Annotated in this window: 10 protein-coding genes; 4 read left to right on the top strand and 6 right to left on the bottom strand. The window is 61.5% G+C overall.

Annotated features, from left to right (window positions below):
• Position 1: 1 nt before the first annotated feature.
• On the bottom strand, positions 2–1,036 hold the full coding sequence (waaF, locus tag JFT58_RS09925) for a lipopolysaccharide heptosyltransferase II (RefSeq protein ID WP_054896237.1): 1,035 nt from the start codon (positions 1,034–1,036) through the stop codon (positions 2–4).
• Between the two features lie 221 nt (positions 1,037–1,257).
• Positions 1,258–4,197 (bottom strand): bifunctional [glutamate--ammonia ligase]-adenylyl-L-tyrosine phosphorylase/[glutamate--ammonia-ligase] adenylyltransferase, encoded by a 2,940-nt coding sequence (glnE, locus tag JFT58_RS09920; protein ID WP_198834374.1) that lies wholly within the window; start codon positions 4,195–4,197, stop codon positions 1,258–1,260.
• A gap of 383 nt (positions 4,198–4,580) precedes the next feature.
• Here glnE and aceE point away from each other — a divergent pair, with 383 nt between their 5' ends.
• The 4 genes from aceE (at position 4,581) to msrA (ending at position 12,720) form a co-directional block, all read left to right on the top strand.
• Entirely contained in the window at positions 4,581–7,226 is a 2,646-nt protein-coding gene (aceE, locus tag JFT58_RS09915) for a pyruvate dehydrogenase (acetyl-transferring), homodimeric type (protein ID WP_003187985.1), read from the top strand.
• Between the two features lie 11 nt (positions 7,227–7,237).
• Positions 7,238–8,890 (top strand): dihydrolipoyllysine-residue acetyltransferase, encoded by a 1,653-nt coding sequence (aceF, locus tag JFT58_RS09910; protein ID WP_198834373.1) that lies wholly within the window; start codon positions 7,238–7,240, stop codon positions 8,888–8,890.
• Between the two features lie 416 nt (positions 8,891–9,306).
• A complete protein-coding gene (locus JFT58_RS09905) occupies positions 9,307–12,000 on the top strand; it encodes a putative bifunctional diguanylate cyclase/phosphodiesterase (protein WP_034125612.1) in 2,694 nt (897 codons plus the stop codon).
• A 72-nt stretch (positions 12,001–12,072) separates the two neighbouring features.
• A complete protein-coding gene (msrA, locus tag JFT58_RS09900; RefSeq protein WP_014716620.1) occupies positions 12,073–12,720 on the top strand; it encodes a peptide-methionine (S)-S-oxide reductase MsrA in 648 nt (215 codons plus the stop codon).
• Between the two features lie 127 nt (positions 12,721–12,847).
• Here msrA and JFT58_RS09895 read toward each other — a convergent pair whose 3' ends face one another.
• The 4 genes from JFT58_RS09895 to putP form a co-directional block, all read right to left on the bottom strand.
• Complete coding sequence (locus JFT58_RS09895) at positions 12,848–13,684, bottom strand: 23S rRNA (adenine(2030)-N(6))-methyltransferase RlmJ (protein WP_054896234.1); 837 nt, start codon at positions 13,682–13,684, stop codon at positions 12,848–12,850.
• 97 nt (positions 13,685–13,781) lie between these two features.
• On the bottom strand, positions 13,782–14,507 hold the full coding sequence (locus JFT58_RS09890; RefSeq protein WP_054896233.1) for a DUF4123 domain-containing protein: 726 nt from the start codon (positions 14,505–14,507) through the stop codon (positions 13,782–13,784).
• Complete coding sequence (locus tag JFT58_RS09885; protein ID WP_054896232.1) at positions 14,507–16,528, bottom strand: type VI secretion system Vgr family protein; 2,022 nt, start codon at positions 16,526–16,528, stop codon at positions 14,507–14,509. Before JFT58_RS09885 ends, JFT58_RS09890 begins: the two co-directional genes overlap by 1 nt.
• A gap of 217 nt (positions 16,529–16,745) precedes the next feature.
• Positions 16,746–18,230, bottom strand: a complete 1,485-nt coding sequence (putP, locus tag JFT58_RS09880; RefSeq protein WP_034125609.1) for a sodium/proline symporter PutP — start codon at positions 18,228–18,230, stop codon at positions 16,746–16,748.
• Between the last annotated feature and the right edge of the window lie 385 nt (positions 18,231–18,615).

Raw genomic sequence — 18,615 nt, 5'->3', positions numbered from 1 at the left:
CTCAGTGAACCTCGACCACGTCGCCCTGCAAACGCTGCAAGGCATCGGTTACCGGCTGGGGCAGCAACTGGCGCAGGCAGTTGTAGTGGCCGAAGCGGCAGGTGCGGTCAAAACACGGACTGCAATCCAGACCCAGGCGCACCACTTCGACCTTGTCGGCCAACGGCGGAGTGAAGCCTGGGGATGTGGAGCCGTACACGGCCACCAGCGGACGGTTCAGCGCCGCCGCCACATGCATCAGGCCGGAATCGTTGGACACCACCGAGTCGGCGCACGACAACAGGTCGATGGCCTCAGCCAGGGACGTGTCGCCACTGAGGTTCACCGCTTCTTCACGCAGGCCGGGTATAAGGCGCTGGCGAATGTCTTCGCCCACCGAATGATCGTTCTTGGAACCGAACAACCACACCTGCCAGCCTTCGCGGATCTTGGTATCAGCGACTTTGGCGTAATGCTCCGACGGCCAGCGCTTGGACTCGCCAAACTCGGCGCCAGGGCACAAGGCCAATACGGGCCGATCCAGGGTGAGGCCGAACTTGGCCAGCGCCGCGTCGCGGGTCACCGGGTCGATCTGCAAGCTGGGGCGTGGGTACGGCTTGGGCAGTTCAGCACCCGGCTCGTAGGCCAAAGCCATAAAGCGTTCGATCATCAACGGGTAACGGGCTTTATCCAGGGTGCGCACGTCGTTGAGCAGCACATAGCGAAACTCGCCGCGCCAGCCGGTGCGCTTGGGGGTACCGGCAAAGTACGGCACCAGCGCCGACTTCAGCGAGTTAGGCAGCAGGATCGCCTGGTCGTACTGGCCGGCCATGGACTTGCCGATGCGTCGGCGGGTCGCCAACTCAAGGGCGCCGTGGCCGAGCGGGAAGCTCAAGGCCTTGCGCACCTCGGGCATGCGCTCAAGGATCGGCCGGCTCCACTCAGGGGCGAGCACGTCGATCTGGCAGTCTGGATAGCGCAGGCGCAGGCACTGAAACAGTGTCTGTGCCATCACCATGTCACCGACCCAACTGGGCCCAACGATCAGAATATTCATGTAGTTTCCACAAACGATGCGGGGAGGCCTATGCCTCCCCGCCTCGATAATGACTGTAGATCGCGGTGCGCCAGGGAGCATCTTTATGTGGGAGCTGGCTTGCCTGCGATCGCATCACCTCGGTATCCCTGATAAACCGAGGCGCCTGCATCGCGGGCAAGCCCGGCTCCCACATTAATCCGCATCCCATATAAAAATTGGCGTCGCCAATCAGTCGAGTTTCAATTTAAGCCCAGCGCCTGCCAGATTCGCATCACCTGTCGCCGCTCGTCGGCGAACTGGTCCCCGGCTACCGTACCGGCCTCGTTCTGCAAAGCCTGGCGGTGCGCGGCTGAGCGATAAGCCTTGTACACTTCACGCAGCAAATGGGCATCGGCGGCGGGCATCAGCCCGACCTGCTCCAGGCCCTCCAGAATGCGGATATTGTCGGTGTAGCGCAGCAACGATGGATGTTGCGCAGACCACGCCAAAGCCGCGTATTGCACCATAAATTCAATATCGACGATACCTCCGGCGTCCTGCTTGAGGTCGAACAGCGCCGTGGCCTCGAAGGCATTGGCGCCCCTGCCGGCCGTCGTGGCCTTGTTGCCCAGGTTGTCACGCATCTTGGCACGCATCTCGCTGACCTCCTGGCGCAGCTTCTCCAAGTCCCGCTCACGCCCCAACACGTTAGCCCGTACCTGCTCGAACGCCTGGCCCACATCCTGGCTGCCCACCAGTACCCGCGCGCGGATCAGGGCCTGATGTTCCCAGGTCCAGGCTTCATTTTGTTGATAGCGATCAAACGCCCCCAGGGAACTCACCAACAAGCCCGATGCGCCGGAAGGTCGCAGGCGCATGTCCACTTCATACAGCTGGCCGGAGTTGGTCTGGGTGGTCAGCAGGTGAATGATGCGCTGGCCCAGGCGTGTAAAGAATTGCGCGCCATCGATCGGCTTGGCACCGTCCGTCTCGGCCTGGGGGTCGCCGTCATGGATAAACACCAGGTCCAGGTCCGAACCATGCCCCAGTTCGATGCCGCCCACTTTCCCATAACCGACAATGATGAACCCAGGATCGCACAGGGTGCCGTCCAGTCGCTGCGGCGAGCCGTGACGGGCGACGGTCTGGCGCCAGGCCAGGGCCAGCACTTGTTCAAGAATCGCTTCGGCCAGCCAGGTGAGGTAGTCGCTGACCTTCATCAACGGCAGGCTGCCGGCGATTTCCGAGGCGGCCACCCGCAGGCGGTGCGCCAGTTTGAAATGGCGCAAGGCTTCCATTTGCTGCTCAAGGTCATCTTCGGGAATGCGCGTGAGGCGCTCGCGCAACTCAGCGGCCAGCTCCGGCGCCAGCGGCGGCTTGAACAAGCGGCCTTCGTTGAGCAATTCATCCAGCAGCAGCGGAAAACGGGTGATCTGTTCGGCGATCCAAGGGCTGGCCGCGCACAATGTCAGCAGGCGACGCAGGGCGTCGGGGTTCTCAGTCAGCAACACCAGGTAGGCCGAACGCCGGGCCACGGCTTCCACCAGCGGCAACACGCGCTCCAGTACCAGGTCGGGGTTGGCATGTTCAACGGCCTGGGCCAGCAGGCGCGGGATAAACGCATCCAGGCGCTCACGCCCCAGGCGCTGCATGGCGCGCAACTGCGGGCTGGCACGCAGGCTGGCCAACGCCTTGAGGGCCTTGGGGGCATCGGTGAAACCACCTTCACTCAGTTGACGGCACGCCGCGTCGTCATCCTGGGATTCCTCCCACAGTGGCAACCATTCACCACCGACCACCAATTCGCTTTCTTCGCCTTCTTCCTCATCAGGGTCGGCAATCACCTGGCGAAAGTGCCAGTCCACGCGACCACGCCAGTACATCAGGCGCTCGTGGAACGCGGCCCAGTCACTGAAGCCCAGCATAAAGGCAATGCGCGCCTGGTCTTCGGGCCTGTCCGGCAGCATTTGCGTCTGGCGGTCGGCAATCGCCTGGATCGCATGCTCGGTGTAGCGCAGGAACTCGTAACCGCTGCGCAGCTCGCTGATCACCGCTGCGGGCAAATAACCCTGGCCTTCCAGCGTGCCCAGCACGTTCAACAGCGGGCGTTGCTGCAGGCTGAGGTCGCGGCCGCCATGGATCAGCTGGAATGCCTGCGCGATAAATTCCACCTCACGAATGCCGCCCGCGCCCAGCTTGATATTGTCGGCCATGCCCTTGCGCCGTACTTCCTGCTGGATCAGTTGCTTCATGGTGCGCAGCGCTTCGATGGCCGAGAAGTCCAGATAACGGCGGTAGACAAACGGGCGCAGCATGTCGAGCAGTTGCGCGCCAGCCGCCTGGTCGCCGGCCACCACCCGCGCCTTGATCATGGCGTAGCGCTCCCAGTCCCGGCCCTGGTCCTGGTAGTACTGCTCCAGCGCGTTGAAGCTCAGCACCAGGGCGCCGGCCGAACCGTAGGGGCGCAGGCGCATGTCGACGCGGAAGACAAAACCATCGACGGTCATCGGGTCCAGGGCCTTGATCAGTTTTTGACCCAGGCGAATAAAGAACTCCTGATTATCCAGGGCGCGCTTCACGCCCACCGTTTCACCACCTTCGGGATAAGCGAAGATCAAGTCGATATCCGACGACAGGTTCAGCTCCACTGCACCGAGCTTGCCCATGCCGAGGATGACCATGTGCTGTGCCTCGCCGCTGCGTGCGCCGGTCGGCGTGCCGAACTGGGCGCAGTGGCGCTGGTACAGCCATTGATAGGCCTGGTCGATGCAGGCGTCGGCCATGTCGGACAGATCGCGACAGGTTTGCACCAGGTCGGCCTGGCGTGTGAGGTCGCGCCAGATGATGCGCACCTGCTGGCGCGTGCGTTGGCGGCGCAGCACGCGGCCCAGTTCATCTTCTGTTTCGGCCTGTTGCACGGCACCGGCTATCTGGCTGCATAGCTCGCCGGGCGCGAAACCGCGGTCCAGCTCGCCCCAGGCCACCAGCTCCAGCAACATCAAAGGGTCACGAACACTCTGTTCAATGACGAAATCACTGGCGGCGCACACGCGGGCGAAGTCGGCCCACCGTTGCGGCGCCCACGCAGAAAGGCCATGATCGTCATCCAGCGCGGCCACCGCGTCACGAAATGACTGCTCGGCCCGGTTGGCGTAAGGCAACAGAATGGCCGGCAGTTCGGCCAGCGTTGGAAGGCTCATGGTCTATCCTTGATCGGCGTGTAAATGGCGTGTAGTTGTGAAGGCAAGAGCCATGCTCGGTGAAGGACTGTCGAACAAAGGTTAGAAATAGCTGAAATTAAATTAATCTTGGCAGGCAACATCAAAGTTTCACCTTTTCTTGTTCGCAATAGACCAACAATAACGATTATGCTCACCAGCAAGACCGAGCCATACGCTCAGTCTTGTGTAGTTTTACTACTCGTATATACATTCGAAAGGCTGAAATGGCCGACGATTTGTAGTAAAACTACAGGACGCCGAAGCAACCTTCGGCCATCCAAGAATTTATGTCGTCTGCCCACAAGGCCAGTCGCAAACTTCAGGCAACCGATTCTGGTAGCCTTTCCGCCCTGGAGCAAGCCATGCAAGACCTCGATCCCGTCGAAACCCAGGAATGGCTGGACGCCCTGGAATCGGTTCTCGACAAAGAAGGCGAAGACCGTGCTCACTACCTGATGACCCGTATGGGCGAACTCGCGACCCGCAGCGGCTCGCAACTGCCTTACGCCATCACTACGCCATACCGCAACACCATCCCCGTTACCCACGAAGCACGCATGCCTGGCGACCTGTTCATGGAACGCCGCATTCGCTCGCTGGTACGTTGGAACGCCATGGCGATGGTAATGCGCACGAACTTGAAAGATTCGGACCTGGGCGGTCACATCTCCAGCTTCGCTTCCAGCGCAACCCTGTATGACATCGGCTTCAACTACTTCTTCCAGGCCCCGACCGACGAACACGGCGGCGACCTGATCTACTTCCAGGGCCACACCTCGCCAGGCGTCTACGCCCGTGCGTTCATGGAAGGTCGCATCAGCGAAGAACAAATGAACAACTTCCGCCAGGAAGTCGACGGTCAGGGCCTGTCGTCCTACCCTCACCCTTGGCTGATGCCTGACTTCTGGCAGTTCCCGACCGTTTCCATGGGCCTTGGCCCGATCCAGGCGATCTACCAGGCACGCTTCATGAAGTACCTGGAAGCCCGTGGGTTCATCCCGGAAGGCAAGCAGAAAGTCTGGTGCTTCCTGGGCGACGGCGAGTGCGACGAACCGGAATCCCTGGGCGCCATCTCCCTGGCCGGCCGCGAGAAGCTCGACAACCTGATCTTCGTCATCAACTGCAACCTGCAGCGCCTCGACGGCCCGGTTCGCGGCAACGGCAAGATCATCCAGGAACTCGAAGGCGTGTTCCGCGGTGCTCAGTGGAACGTGACCAAAGTCATCTGGGGCCGTTTCTGGGACCCACTGCTGGCCAAGGACGTCGACGGTATCCTGCAACGTCGCATGGACGAAGTCATCGACGGCGAGTACCAGAACTACAAGGCCAAAGACGGCGCGTTCGTTCGCGAGCACTTTTTCAACACGCCTGAACTCAAGGCCATGGTTGCCGACCTGTCCGACGACGAAATCTGGAAGCTCAACCGTGGCGGCCACGACCCGTACAAGGTCTACGCGGCGTACCACGAAGCGGTCAACCACAAAGAACAACCCACCGTCATCCTGGCCAAGACCATCAAGGGTTATGGCACCGGTGCCGGCGAAGCGAAGAACACCGCGCACAACACCAAGAAAGTCGATGTCGACAGCCTGAAGTTGTTCCGCGACCGCTTCGACATCCCGGTCAAGGACGAAGAGCTGGAGAACCTGCCGTTCTTCAAGCCAGAGCCAAACAGCGCCGAAGCCCGCTACCTGAGCGAGCGTCGCAGCGCACTGGGCGGTTTCGTACCACAGCGCCGCGCCAACAGCTTCAGCGTACCGACGCCAGACCTGAGCACCCTCAAGGCTATCCTTGACGGCTCGGGCGACCGTGAAATCTCCACCACCATGGCCTTCGTGCGCATCCTGGCGCAGCTGGTCAAGGACAAGGACATCGGCCCGCGCATCGTCCCGATCATTCCGGACGAAGCCCGTACCTTCGGTATGGAAGGCATGTTCCGTCAGTTGGGCATCTACTCCTCCGTCGGCCAGCTCTACGAGCCAGTCGATAAAGACCAGGTGATGTTCTACAAGGAAGACAAGAAGGGCCAGATCCTCGAAGAAGGCATCAACGAAGCGGGCGCCATGAGCTCCTTCATCGCTGCCGGTACTTCGTACTCCAGCCACAACCAGCCAATGCTGCCGTTCTACATCTTCTACTCGATGTTCGGCTTCCAGCGTATCGGCGACCTGGCTTGGGCCGCTGGCGACAGCCGCACCCGTGGCTTCCTGATCGGCGGCACCGCCGGCCGCACCACGCTGAACGGCGAAGGCCTGCAACACGAAGACGGTCACAGCCACATCCTGGCTGCCACCATCCCGAACTGCCGCACCTTTGATCCAACCTACGGCTATGAGCTGGCGGTGATCATCCAGGACGGCATGAAGAAGATGACCGAAGAGCAGCAGGACGTTTTCTACTACATCACCGTGATGAACGAGTCCTACCAGCAGCCAGCCATGCCGGCCGGTGTGGAAGAAGGCATCATCAAGGGCATGTACCTGCTCGAAGAAGACACCAAAGAAGCGGCGCACCACGTACAGCTGATGGGCTCCGGCACTATCCTGCGTGAAGTACGTGAAGCGGCGAAGATCCTGCGCGACGAGTTCAACGTCGGTGCCGACGTATGGAGCGTCACCAGCTTCAACGAACTGCGTCGCGATGGCCTGGCCGTAGAGCGCAGCAACCGTCTGCACCCTGGCCAGAAGCCAGCCAAGAGCTACGTCGAAGAGTGCCTGGCCGGCCGTAAGGGTCCAGTCATTGCCTCTACCGACTACATGAAACTGTTTGCTGAACAAATTCGCCAGTGGGTCCCGTCCAAGGAATTCAAAGTCCTGGGCACCGATGGTTTCGGCCGCAGTGACAGCCGCAAGAAGCTGCGTCACTTCTTCGAAGTCGACCGTCACTTCGTGGTGTTGGCAGCCCTGGAAGCCTTGGCTGACCGTGGTGAGATCGAACCCAAGGTGGTGGCTGACGCCATCGTCAAGTTCGGGATCAACCCGGAAAAACGCAACCCACTGGACTGCTGAGGAGATTTTTTGTGAGCGAACTCATTCGCGTACCTGACATCGGCAGCGGTGAAGGTGAAGTAATCGAGCTGTTTGTGAAGGTCGGCGACACCGTCGAAGCCGACCAGAGCATCCTGACCCTCGAGTCGGACAAGGCGAGCATGGAAATCCCTGCTCCCAAGGCCGGCGTGGTCAAAAGCCTGAAAGTGAAGCTGGGCGACCGCCTGAAAGAAGGCGACGAACTGCTGGAGCTGGAAATCGAAGGCGCTGCTGATGCAGCCCCTGCGGCCGCGGCTCCGGCCGCCGCTGCACCTACACCTGCTGCTGAAAAGCCTGCCGCTGCCGAGGCTGCTCCAGCCCCGGCCGCTGCACCTGCCGCCGCGACCGTCCAGGACATTCACGTCCCGGACATCGGTTCGTCGGGCAAGGCCAAGATCATCGAGCTGCTGGTCAAGGTCGGCGACACCGTCGAAGCCGACCAGTCGCTGATCACCCTGGAGTCCGACAAGGCTTCCATGGAAATCCCATCGCCGGCTGCCGGCGTGGTGGAAAGCATCGCGGTCAAGCTGGAAGACGAAGTCGGCACCGGTGACTTCATCCTCAAGCTCAAAGTACAAGGTGCTGCGCCAGCCGCCGCACCAGCACCAGCACCGGCTGCTGCTCCGGCTGTCAAGGCTGAAGCGGCACCTGCCGCTGCTGCCCCTGCTCCGGCCGCAAAAGCCGAAGCTGCGCCAGCCCCCGGGGCTGCTGCGCCTGCGCCAAGCGGTGCCAAGGTTCACGCCGGCCCAGCCGTGCGTCAGCTGGCCCGTGAATTTGGCGTCGAGCTGAGCGCTGTTGCAGCCAGCGGCCCTCACGGCCGTGTGCTGAAGGAAGACGTGCAGGTTTACGTCAAAGCCATGATGCAAAAAGCCAAGGAAGCCCCGGCTGCCGGCGGCGCTACCGGTGGTTCGGGCATTCCGCCGATCCGTACCGTGGATTTCAGCCGTTTCGGCGAAATCGAAGAAGTGCCGATGACCCGCCTGATGCAAATCGGCGCGGCAGGCCTGCACGCCAGCTGGCTGAACATCCCGCACGTGACTCAATTCGACCAGGCCGATATCACCGACCTGGAAGCGTTCCGCGTTGCGCAGAAAGCCGTGGCCGAGAAGGCCGGCGTGAAGCTGACCGTGCTGCCACTGCTGCTCAAGGCCTGTGCACACCTGCTCAAGGAACTGCCGGACTTCAACAGCTCGCTGGCGCCAAGCGGCAAGGCGATCATTCGCAAGAAGTACGTGCACATCGGCTTTGCGGTCGACACCCCGGATGGCCTGCTGGTACCGGTCATCAAGAACGTCGATCAGAAGAGCCTCCTGCAACTCGCTGGCGAAGCGGCTGCGCTGGCTGCCAAAGCCCGCGACAAGAAGCTCACCCCGGACGACATGCAGGGCGCCTGCTTCACCATCTCCAGCCTCGGCCACATTGGCGGCACTGGCTTCACGCCAATCGTCAACGCGCCGGAAGTGGCGATCCTCGGTGTGTCCAAGGCCACCATCCAGCCTGTGTGGGACGGTAAAGCGTTCCAACCCAAGCTGATGCTGCCACTGTCGCTGTCCTACGATCACCGTGTGATCAACGGCGCTGCGGCTGCGCGCTTCACCCAGCGCCTGAGCCAGCTGCTGAACGACATCCGCACCATCCTGCTGTAAGTCGCAGGGCCTTCCTGTTACCTGGAAGGCCCTTGCCACACCGATTTCCGAGCGCCACGCTCGTACCTCAACCCCGCCACTTGGCGGGGCTTTTTTTGCCTGTCTTTTGTAGGAGCGAGCTTGCTGTGGCGAGGGAGCTTGCTCCCGCTGGAGTGCGAAGCGCTCCCAAGATTTTGGGGCCGCTGCGCAGCCCAGCGCAAGCAAGCTTGCTCGCCACACGCAAGCACCCTACCAGCGTCAACGCACCACCGATCACCCCAATTACAGAAATCCCTCGCGCGGCCGATAACAGGCTTATAGCACTTAGCCTTCATCCTCTCTTGTCACTGCGTCCTGCATGATGCAACCTTGCCGCAGTCGACAGTCAAGAGGGCGTGAGCCCAGCGCAGTGCGCATTTTCCCAAGCGAGCTTCCCCATGAAAAGCCAACCCGATGTCGCCCGTATGGCGGCCGAGGTAGTGACGCAATTACCGGTGCCTTCGCGCCTCGGTATGCTGCGTTTCGAGCGGCTTAATGAGGCAAGCTGGGCCCTGCTCTACCTCGATCCCAATTGCGAACGCCAGTTTGGCCTGCCGGCGGTTGAACTCTGCGCCTTGATCGGCACGCCCTACGCCAGCCTGATGGAACCCCAGGCGCGCTACCAGTTGCACGATGCGATCCAGCAGCAACTGGCCCACAGCCCCCATTATCTGGTGCGCTACAACCTGCACACCCATGACGGCCCGCTGAGCGTGCTGGAGATGGGCGAGGCCTACAAACAACATAACCGCCACCTGGTGCGCGGCTACCTGATGGTGGTCGAGGGGCTGTTCAGCGAGACCAGCGCACCCGCCCCGACGGTCGACCTGGAAAACCAGAACAGCCGCCTGCAAATCGCCCTGGAGCTCAACCAGCGAGCGCAGCAGGAGCAGTTGCAACACCTGGAGCGAGTGCGCGCCCAGCAAGAACTGATCCTGCTGCTGGCGCGCCAACGCTACACAACGCCAAATTCCCTGCAAGAAGCCGCTGAACTGATCACGCGCAGCGCCTGCGACATTTACCAGATCGACTGCGCCAGCATCTGGAACCTCGAAGGCCATCATCTGGTACCGATCTCCGCCTATCACCGCGCCGATCAACAACACCATCTGCCCGAAGCCATTGATGCCAGCGGCTTCCCGGATTATCTGGAGGCCCTGCACTCCAGCCGCGCCATCGACGCCACCCACGCCCTGCGCGACCCACGCACCCGGGAAATGGCCGAAAGCCTGCGCGCCAAGGACATCCACGCGATGCTCGACGCCAGCATCCGTGTCGACGGCCAGGTCGTCGGCGTGCTGTGCCTGGAGCAAGGTGGCAGCCCGCGCGCCTGGCAGTCCGATGAGATCGCATTCGCCGGCGAGCTGGCAGACCAGTTCGCCCAGGTCATCAACAACCACAACCGCCGCACTGCCACCAGCGCCCTGCACTTGTTCCAGCGCGCCGTGGAGCAAAGCGCCAACGCGTTTTTGCTGGTCAATTGCGACGGCGTGGTGGAGTACGTCAACCCCAGCTTCACCGCGATTACCCAATACAGCGCCGAAGAAGTCCACGGCCATCGCCTGGCCCAACTGCCAGCTCTGGAGAACCTCAGCGAATTGCTGTTCGACGCGCCTTCGGCCCTGGCCAAAAGCAACAGCTGGCAAGGCGAGTTCAAGAGCCGCCGCAAGAACCTGGAACCGTACTGGGGCCAGCTGTCGATTTCCAAGGTGTATGGCGACAACCGCGAGCTGACCCACTACATCGGCATCTACGAAGACATCACCCAGACCAAGCTGGCGCAACAGCGCATCGAACGCCTGGCCTACACCGACAACCTGACCAACCTGGGCAATCGCCCGGCGTTCATTCGCAACCTAGACGAGCGCTTTGCCCGCGACAGCGACAGCCCGATCAGCCTGCTGTTGGTGGACATCGACAACTTCAAGCGCATCAACGACAGCCTCGGCCACCAGACTGGCGACAAGTTGCTGATCAGCCTGGCGCGCCGCCTGCGCAACAGCTTGAGCAGCGGCGGCAGCCTGGCGCGTTTTGCCAGTAACGAATTCGCGGTGCTGTTGGACGATGCCGACCTTGAGACCGGCCAGCAGGTGGCCAGCCAGTTGCTGACCACCCTCGACAAGCCGATGTTCGTCGACAACCAGTTGATCAGCGTAACCGGTTCCGTGGGCCTGGCCTGCGCGCCGCTGCATGGCCGCGACCCGCAGACCCTGATGCGCAACGCCGGCCTGGCCCTGCACAAGGCCAAAGCCAACGGTAAGCACCAGGTGCAAGTGTTTACCGAAGCGCTGAATGCCGAGGCCAGCTACAAGCTGTTCGTGGAAAACAACCTGCGCCGTGCCCTGACCCAGAACGAGCTGGACGTGTTCTACCAGCCCAAGCTATGCCTGCGCAGCGGTCGCCTGCTGGGCATGGAAGCGCTGTTGCGCTGGAACCACCCGGAAAAAGGCATGATCCGCCCCGACCAGTTCATCAGCGTGGCTGAAGAAACCGGGCTGATTATCCCCATCGGCAAATGGATCGCGCGCCAGGCCTGCCGCATGAGCCGGCAATTGACGGCCGCAGGCCTGGGCAACTTGCAGGTGGCCATCAACCTGTCGCCCAAGCAATTTTCCGACCCGGACCTGGTGGCCTCGATTGCCACCATCCTCAAGGAGGAACAGCTGCCGGCCAACCTGCTGGAGCTGGAGCTGACCGAAGGCTTGCTGCTGGAAGCCACTGAAGATACGCGCCTGCAACTGGACCAGCTCAAGAGCTTTGGCCTGACCCTGGCGATGGACGACTTCGGCACCGGTTACTCGTCGCTGAGCTACTTGAAAAAATTCCCCATCGACATCATTAAGATTGATCGCAGCTTTATCCATGAAATCCCGGACAACCAGGACGACATGGAAATCACCTCGGCGGTGATCGCCATGGCCCACAACCTCAAACTCAAGGTCGTGGCCGAAGGCATCGAAACCGCTGAGCAGTTGGCGTTCCTGCGCCGGCACCGTTGCGACGTGGGCCAGGGCTACCTGTTCGACCGCCCGATCCCGGGTGCAGAGCTGATGCAGAGGCTTAAACGCTACCCGCGCGGGCCAATCGCCTGACAGCGCTGTAACACTCGGGCACACTGGCTGTCTGACAATTTACTGTTACTCAACCTGACGAGAGGACTGATCATGGTCTTGCGCTCGGAAATTCTGGTGAACAAAAACGTGCTGCCTACTCAAGAACAAGCGTTGCCTGGTCGTGAAACCCCGATGAAGTTACCGGAAACGCACTTCGTCAACGGCAACCCACTGCTGGGCCCGTTCCTGGATGACGTCGGCTTTGCGATCTTCGGCCTGGGCTGCTTCTGGGGCGCAGAACGCAAGTTCTGGCAGCGCGACGGCGTGGTCAGCACCGTGGTCGGCTACGCTGGCGGCTTTACGCCTAACCCCACTTATGAAGAAGTCTGCTCGGGCCTGACCGGCCATAGCGAAGTGGTGCTGGTGGTGTATGACCAGGCCAAGGTGAAATACGAAGACCTGCTGAAAATGTTCTGGGAACTGCACAACCCGACCCAGGGCATGCGCCAGGGCAACGACATCGGCAGCCAGTACCGTTCGGTGATCTACGCCACCACGCCTGAGCAACTGGCGGCAGCCAAGGCCAGTGCCGAGGCGTATCAGCAAGAGCTGAGCAAGGCCGGCCTGGGTGAGATCACCACGGAAATCGAAGAGGCCCCGACGGTGTACTTCGCCGAGGCGTATCACCAGCAGTACCTGGCGAAGAACCCCCAGGGCTACTGCGGGATCGGCGGCACGGGCGTGACCTGCCCGATCTGACCCTTGTGCCATGATCATTCCCACGCTCCGCGTGGGAATGCCGTACTGGACGCTCCGCGTCCGCTTTTAACATCGTGACGCGGAGCGTCACAGGCTGCGTTACCACGCGGAGCGCGGGAACGATCGGTTACTCGGCGATCAGCCAATCCATCTGCCAGCCACCCTGGGTCTGGCCCAGTTGCTTGGACAACCATGGCAGCAACTCACGCAATTCCTCTTCCAAGCCCCACGGCGGGTTGGCAATCGCCAGGCCCGAGCCGGTGAGGGTATTGGGCGTGTCCAGCGGATGCACCAGCAACTCCACACGCAGCAGCTTCGGCGCACCGGTACCGGCCAGGTCCTGGTAGAAACGGCGCAACATGCGCTGGTCTTTCACCGGGTACCAGATCGCCGCCACCGTCTGGCGCATACGGCTAACAGCCTCCTTGAGGGACGCGGCGCAACGCTGCATTTCGTCGAGTTTTTCAAACGGCGGGTCGATCAGCATCAGCGCACGCTTTTCCGGTACCGGCAGCAAGGCCCGTGGCACGTGCCAGCCTTCGCCCAGGTGCACTTTGACGCGGCGATCACCCTTCATGTTGTCCTTGAGCAGCACGCCATCTTCAGGGTGCTTCTCGTTGAGCAACACACGGTCCTGGGGCCGCGTGAGGCGGCGCGCCAGTTCCGGCGAGCCCGGGTAGTAGCGCAACTGGCCATCTGGGTTCATATCGTGCAGCACGCGCATGTAGTCGGCGGTGAGCGGCGGCAGGTCGCTTGCGCCCCACAGGCGGGCAATGCCTTCCAGGTACTCACCGGTGCGGTTGGCCTGGTCGCCCTGCAAGTCATACAAGCCAATGCCTGCGTGAGTGTCGAGGTAGGCGAACGGCTGTTCCTTGCGCGACATCAGGGCGATGAGGCGGGTCAAGGTCAGGTGTTTGAAGACATCGGCATGGTTGCCGGCGTGAAAGGCGTGACGATAATTCATGGTTGCTCCTGCGCAGGGGGCGAAGTTTACCTTCTACCGGTGCAAAGGTGCAGGGCCGCATGGCGGGCGGCACGGAAGTGACGCTATCGCCAGGGGCTCAACTGAGCTGCGAGGCAAGGTAATCAGCCAGTGCACCATGGCTGATTTGCGGCCTGCGTGCGAAGTAGGCGACTTTATGCTGCAAGGTTGCTGGCGTAAACGCGGTATAGAGGTCAGGACGCAGCTCTTGGAGCCATTGCAGCAGGTTGTCGACCAGCACCTGCGGTGACTGCTGCGCCATATGCTTGAGCAACGATTCCGGCACCTGCCACCAGGGGCTGGCTGGGGCCGCAGTGACTGGTTTGGCCGCCACCGACAGCGGCTGGCCGTTGATCAAGTAGCGCTGGAACACTGGCAACACGCGCCCGGCCTCGTCGCCTAATGACTGCAACATCGGCAAAAGGTGCGCGCCATCCCAGAAACGCAAAAACACCGGCTGGTTTTCAGAGAGGTACACCTGGGTCAAACCCTTAAAATGCGCGATCACCACCTCCAGCGGGCTGGACGAGACCGCCAGCCAGCCCCAATCCGGCGCTTGGGTGGTGGCTATCCAATCGAGAAAGGCACTGCTCGGCTCAACGACGCCAACGTAGGGCATGACCTCATCCCAGTCAGCGTAGGCCGTGCCCGCCCAGATCGGTCGCGGCATCTTTGCAGCGGCCGTGGCTTGCCAGGCGGCGAGCGGCTTGGCGTCGCTGGCATTGCCCAGCACGGCGTACAGCTGTTCATCAGGCTGCAACGGGTATTGCGCCAGCCAGGCATTGGGCGTCAAGAGCGCGGGCATCAGGACGCACTCCGTGTATGGGCGTCGATGTCGCACTGGCCGTTCTTGCAGCGCTCGCATTCTTCGCAGAACGGCGCGCTGCGTTTGAGGCTGAACACTTGTGCACGGCTTAACGGCGCGGGAACCGCTGCCAATACAGCCTCTTTCAACCCAGGCATTAACGGCGCCGGCGTCGGGGCAGGCGCGCTGCCGAGCTGGATCGGCACACTGCTGAAAATCCCGCCCGCTGACAATGTGATCGACTGCCCACCCGCCTGGATCGTCACGCTGGCACCCGCATCAATGATGATGCTTTGCCCGGCGCCCAGCGCAATGATTTGCCCGGCACGCATGTGCTGCGAACCGCCAACCACCAGATGGTCATCCTGCTTGAGCTCGGTCAAACGGTTGCCGTGGGTGATGCGCTGCTCTTCGCCCCGCAGCTCATGGCGCGACTCGCCGCCCACCTGCACGCGACGCTGGTTATCGACCTGTACCTGTTGATCATGCAGCACATGTTGGGTCCAGTCCCGCTGGGCGCGCAGGTAGATTTCCTCGGCACCCTTGCGGTCCTCGATACGCAGTTCGTTGTAGCCACCACCGCCAGGGCTGCTCTGGCTACGCCAGAGACTGCGGGTCTTGTCCGCGGGCAGGTCGAGGGGCACAGGCGTGGCGGCGTTGGGAAGGCACCCCACCACCAACGGCATGTCGATGTCGCCATTGACGAACCCCACCAGCACCTCCATACCGACCCGGGGTATCAGCACCACGCCATAACGGTCATGGGCCCAGCCACTGGCGACCCGCAGCCAGCAACTGGAATGGTCGTTGTGCTCGCCGACACGATCCCAGGCCAGTTGCACCTTGACCCGGCCGTATTCGTCACAGTGAACCTCACTGTCAACAGGGCCGGTGACCACTGCACTTTGATATCCCGATACCGTCGGGCGCGGCTGCTCCGGCAAGGGCGGACGAAACACCGCATCCCATGGCGCGGCGACAAATGCGTTGCGATACCCTTGGCGCAGTTCCCCTCCGTCCTCCTCGGTGACCGCCTCCTCCAGCACCTGAGGCTGCTTGCCTTCATGGCGCACCTGCGTCACCAGCCACAGGTCGTTCCAGTCCTCGCGAGGGTGCTCACGCAACTGCAGAAACCGGCCACTGGCCAACGCCGGCTCATCGCCCTGGCCATGGGCACTACGATAGTCGCTGCGGTACCGCTCCAGGCCACGCTGGGCGAGGCATCTGCCTTGGGCTCGGTCGGAAAAGTTGCCGGGGTAGTGCTGCGCTTCAAGCTTGGGCAATGACTTGTCGACGGCTGCGCTTTCCAGCTCGACATGGGGTTTGCGAAAATCGTAATCGCGAAGATTCAACGCCGTGGTGCAGGTCGCCAATTGCAAGGTGAAGCGCTTGATCGCAGGGTTAGCGGCGACCATTCCCGAACCAGGCCGGTACGGCGTGGGCTGATCTGCCTGGGCAAATACGGTCTGGTCATCGCCAAACACCAGCAGATGCCCTGCGGGGGAATGCTGGAAGTGATAGTGAATACCCAGCTCGGCACACAGGCGCTGGATGAACGCCAGGTCGCTCTCGCCGAACTGCACGCAATATTCACGCTCCGGGTAATCACCGCTCAACCGGAACTCAAAGCGATCACTGTGAATCCCCTGCCCGGCCAGCACTTGGGCAACAATCTGCGGCACCGTCTTATGCTGAAAAATGCGCTGGTGGCTGCTGTGTGCCAGGTACGCCAGATGCGGCGCAAGGCTGAGCTGGTAACGCGTCAAGCGCCGCCCCGAGTCGCCCTGGGCAACCCGATACACCAGGCCGTGAACGCCATGCCCCTGATCGTCGAAGCCCAAGTACACCTGGCGATGCAGCAAGCCCTCCAGGTCGATATCCGGCTGCTCGCTGACCAGCTCAAGTTCAAAACGATAGGGCTGGCTGATGGCCTCGGTGCCGTCGAACGCGAACACCTCGAAATCACTCGGCGCCCCATCCAGGGCCAGGGTAAATGCAGGTTGGTTGGCAGGAGCGAACATCCGGTGTTTCTCTGCGAAGGGTGGGCAGTCGATTCTGCACCAGCCGTTCGCCTTGCCGAGCGCTGTCTCGGCAAATAAGTAAGGTCCTACGTGAGCACCGCTGGAACCCACGGGCATCGACGGCAATTGCACCAATCAGCCCACACAAAAAAAGGCCCAGTGTCCTTCGGACGTGGGCCTTTCTTGTTCGTTCAGCAGGCGTTAAACGCCCAGCGAATTACTTGTTCAAGTTGTAATCTTTTTCCGCAGCATCAAAACGCTCGACCATGCCCACCGTCGGTGCGCCCATCTTGCTCACGAAGTAGATCGCCAGGCTGGCGAAGATGAAGCCTGGGATGATTTCGTACAGGCCCAGCAATTCGAAGTGCTTCCACACGATCACGGTGATCGCGCCGACCAGGATGCCGGCCAGTGCGCCGTTGCGGGTCATGTGTTTCCAGATGACCGAGATCAGTACCACAGGGCCGAAGGCTGCACCGAAACCGGCCCAGGCGTAGCTGACCAGGCCCAGTACGCGGTTTTCCGGGTTGGCGGCCATGGCGATGGCGATCAAGGCCACTACCAGCACCATGATGCGACCGACCCATACCAGCTCAAGCTGGGAAGCGCCTTTGCGCAGGAACGCCTTGTAGAAGTCTTCCGTCAGGGCGCTGGAGCACACCAGCAGTTGGCAGCTCAGGGTGCTCATCACAGCCGCCAGAATGGCCGACAGCAACACACCGGCAACCCATGGGTTGAACAGGATTTTGGCCAGCTCGATAAACACACGCTCTGGGTTTTCAGTCACCGGGCCCGCCACTTCCGGGTGCGCCGAGAAGTAAGCGATACCGAAGAAGCCCACCGCCACGGTGCCGCCCAAGCACAGGATCATCCAGGTCATGGAGATGCGACGCGCCTTGGCGATCGACTTAACCGAGTCCGCCGCCATGAAGCGCGCGAGGATGTGCGGCTGGCCGAAGTAGCCCAGGCCCCAGCCCATCAACGAGATAACGCCGATGAAGGTGGTGTTTTTCAGCATGTCGAAGCTGGTCGGGTCCTTGGCTTCAATGGCCAGGAAGGTGGTGTCTACGCCGCCGGTGGCCAGCAGCACGATAATCGGCGTGAGGATCAGCGCGAAGATCATCAGCGTGGCTTGCACGGTGTCGGTCCAGCTGACTGCCAGGAAACCACCGATGAAGGTGTAGGCAATAGTCGCCGCAGCACCGGCCCACAGCGCGGTCTCGTAGGACATGCCGAAGGTGCTTTCGAACAGGCGGGCGCCGGCGACGATGCCGGAGGCGCAGTAGATGGTGAAGAACACCAGGATCACCACGGCGGAGATGATCCGCAGCAGGCCGCTTTTATCTTCGAAGCGGCTGGAGAAGTAATCCGGCAGGGTCAGGGCGTCGCCGTTGTGTTCGGTCTGCACGCGCAGGCGGCCGGCCACGAACAACCAGTTGAGGTAGGCACCGACGATCAGGCCGATGGCAATCCAGCTTTCCGACAGACCGGACATGTAGATCGCGCCCGGCAAGCCCATCAACAGCCAGCCGCTCATGTCGGAAGCACCGGCGGACAAGGCTGTCACCACGCTACCGAGGCTGCGACCGCCCAGGATGTAATCGGAAAGGTTGTTGGTGGAGCGATAGGCCATCAGGCCGATCAGCACCATTGCTGCGATGTAGATCACGAACGTGATCAGGGTTGGATTACTAACGCTCATAGGAGTGACGCCCTGGCTTTGTTTTTATGTAGCGACGGTCATGGGGACGGCCACCCGTGGATAACCGGATAGACGAACCTGCATGCCGCGCATTTATGACTGGCGTTTCCCCAGGAAAGCCGCCAGCCGATGAACCCACCCAGAGGGTTGGTTGCACCTTGGTGCGCGAATGCTATTCAACAAAGCAAATAAGGTGCAACCAGTTTCTGCCGTTTAAGTTGCACCCAAGTATGTTTTAGGACAAACGCGCTTTTTTTGCTCCTTTTCGGAGCAAGAACAGCTGATCTCAGAAGCAAATGCACCAGCGCGAAGCGGATTCGGTCGTGTGTTTATTTTTTTCCGATCAAGCGTCGAATATTTAACCAACAAAAGGGTTGCACCCGGT

Origin of the sequence: Pseudomonas sp. MF6767, from assembly GCF_016405475.1 — a bacterium.
In the GTDB taxonomy this organism is placed as follows: Bacteria; Pseudomonadota; Gammaproteobacteria; order Pseudomonadales; family Pseudomonadaceae; genus Aquipseudomonas; species Aquipseudomonas paracarnis.
Note: the sequence above shows the minus strand (reverse complement) of the source record. Positions and strands in the feature narration are given on the sequence as shown.